Genomic DNA, 2751 nt, shown 5'->3' on the forward strand with positions numbered 1-2751 from the left:
GCCGCCAGGCGGTCACGGCGTGCGTTGGTGGCCATGGCCGCATCCTGCCCGATGCCGGCGGGGCCGGCGAGCAACGGGCGTGTCCGGAGCCCGGGGTCCAGGCGGTTGCGTAAGCTGGGCGGTCACGTCGCGCGGGAGATCTACAGGTGCTGTGGTTGACCATGTCCCGCCGTGGGACGAGGTTCGTCCTGCCGGCGGTGCTGGCGATGGTGGCGGTGCTGGCCGTCCCGGTCGCCCCTGCCCGCGCCGACAGCGTGGCGCAGCCGCCCAGCCCCGGGGTGATCGGGCCGCACCCGGCCCCCGGCGGCGTGGTCCCGGCGGGAACGGTCGAGATCGCCGCGTTCCTGGTCGCCCAGGCGGGGGTCGCGGGCGCCGAGCTCCGCATCGACGGCGTTGGCGTGCCCGCCCAGCGGTCCGGGAGCGACACCTACCAGCGCATCGCCGCCACAGCGCAGGTGGCGCCCGGCGACCACGTCGCCGAGGTCGCCCTGACCGACCGCCAGGGGGCGGCCACGACGCGGGCGTGGCGCTTCACGGCCTCCGACACGGCGGTCGGTCGCCTGGCCGGCCAGAACCGGGTCGAGACCGCGGCGGCGATCAGCCTCAACCTGTACCCGCAGACGGCCACCGCGGCGGTGCTGGCCCGAGCCGACGACTTCCCCGACGCGCTGGCCGGGGCGCCGCTGGCCACGGCGGTCGACGGTCCGTTGCTGCTCAGCGGGGCCGAACGCCTGGCTGACGCCACCGCCGGGGAGTTGCGGCGGGTCCTGCCGCCGGGTGCCACCGTCTACCTGCTCGGCGGACGCAGCGCCCTGTCCGAGCAGGTCGCTGCGGACGTTCAGGCGATCGGCCTGAACCCCCAGCGGGTCGCCGGAACCGACCGGTTCGGGACGGCAGCGGCCGCCAGTGCGGTCCTGCCCGCCGGTGACGCCGCGGTGGTGGCGTCGGGGTTCAGCTTCCCCGACGCGCTGGCCGCGTCGTCGCCGGCTGCGATCGGCGGGATGCCGATCGTGCTGACCGCGCCCGACAGCCTGCCGCCGGCGACCCGAGAGTTCCTGGCTGCGCGGAACTACCCGGTGGTGTACGTGGTCGGCGGAACCGCCGTGGTGAACGACCAGGTGGCGGCCGAGCTCGACCAGCTCGCCGGTGAGGTGCACCGCCTGGCCGGGCCGAGCCGGTTCGACACCGCCGCGGTGATCGCCGGCGCGTTCTTCGCCTCGCCGCAGACGGTCGCGGTGGCCAGCGGGGAGCGCTTCCCCGACGCGCTCGCCGGCGGACCCCACGCCGCCGCCCACGGCGCCCCGCTGATGCTCACCCCCCACCACAACCTCGCCCGTCCCCAGGTCGACCAGCTCGCCACGTGGCGCCCGGCCGCGGGCGTCGTGTACGGCGGGGCGGCCGCGGTGGCCGACACCGCCGCGGGCGACATCCGTCGCGCCAGCCTCGACGCCGGGGGCCCGCGGGAGGTCAGCCTGTCACCGGGACCCGGCGACGAGATCAACACCCTCGACACCCTCCAGATCGACTTCGACCGGGCCGTTGACCTCAACCAGTCGTCGGTGTTCGTGACGCTCAACGGGCACGAGGTGTACGGCAGCCTGGCGCACGGCGACTTCGCCAACAGCATCGTGTTCCGCGCCGGCGCGCTCCCGATCGCGGCGCAGGCCAACCACGCCTACCCGGTGCGCGTGACCGCCGCGGCCTTCGACGGGTCGGGGTGGCGCCACCTCGAGTACGACCTGGTGTTCCGCAAGCTGGAGCTGTCGCGGGGCGACCAGGGACCGGCGGTGCGTGACCTGCAGCAGCGGCTGAGCGACCTCGGGTACTGGTTGCCGACCCCCGACGGGACGTTCGGGAGCGCGACCGTCCAGGCGGTGTACGCCTTCCAGAAGCACGAGGGGCTGCAACGCACCGGTTCGGTGGACGCCGCGACCCGCCAGCGGCTGCAGACGGCCGCCCGGCCGGTGCCGCGCCACCAGCGTTCGGGGCGGTACGTCGAGATCGACAAGCCCCGCCAGATCATGTTCATCGTGCAGGACGGCCGTGTGCTGCACACGTTCGCGGTCTCCAGCGGCAACGGGGAGTACTACAACGAAGGGGGCAGCTCCGGGTACGCGATCACGCCCGAGGGGACCTTCACGTTCTTCCGCCAGATCGACGGGATGCGCGAGTCGCACCTGGGCAGGCTGTGGCGCCCCAAGTACTTCACCGACCGCGGCCACGCGATCCACGGATCGACCAACGTCCCGCCCTACCCGGCGTCGCACGGCTGCGTCCGGCTGATCTACCCGGCGATCGACTTCATCTGGGACGCGGGGCTGGTCCCGCTGGGGACGCGGCTGTACGTGTACTGAGCGTCGACCCGGGTCACGGCCGCTGCGCGACCTCCGCAGCCACGTCACACCCACCTGGCATCCTCCCGGTGAGTCGAACGACACCGGTGTGATCCGTGACGTGATCCGTGACGTGAGTCGTGATGATCCGTGGGTGTAACCGTGGAGCGCGGACCGCGCCACGGGGGAGGATGAGCCATGAACACGCAACTCTCGAACAGCCGCCTGTTGGACAGGGAGCCGACCGAACGCCCCGACACCGAGCCGGCCGTCAGCCGCCCCGCCGGCGCGCCGGGCAACAGCCGCCCCGACGCGATGCCGGCGGTGGATGCCGACTGGCTCGCCGAGGTGCTGGACGACGCCGGCCTGCGGGCAGCGCTGCTGCTGCTCGGCGACACCGAGCCGCACCGCCTGGAGG

2 protein-coding genes are annotated in these 2751 nt (G+C 74.0%); both read left to right on the forward strand.

What is annotated here, in order from left to right; translation table 11 throughout:
• Positions 1-161 precede the first annotated feature (161 nt).
• Positions 162-2354 (forward strand): cell wall-binding repeat-containing protein, encoded by a 2193-nt coding sequence (locus M3N57_13240; GenBank protein MDP9023633.1) that lies wholly within the window; start codon positions 162-164, stop codon positions 2352-2354.
• A gap of 177 nt (positions 2355-2531) precedes the next feature.
• Positions 2532-2751, forward strand: a 220-nt coding sequence (locus M3N57_13245; GenBank protein ID MDP9023634.1) for a hypothetical protein, incomplete at its 3' end; no start/stop codon positions are given.

Source organism: Actinomycetota bacterium (assembly GCA_030776725.1).
Classification (GTDB): Bacteria; Actinomycetota; Nitriliruptoria; order Nitriliruptorales; family JAHWKO01; genus JAHWKW01.

Excerpts from the sequence above, each read along its gene's own strand:
- M3N57_13240 (MDP9023633.1), top strand. The coding sequence starts at position 162 with ATGTCCCGCCGTGGGACGAGGTTCGTCCTGCCGGCGGTGCTGGCGATG.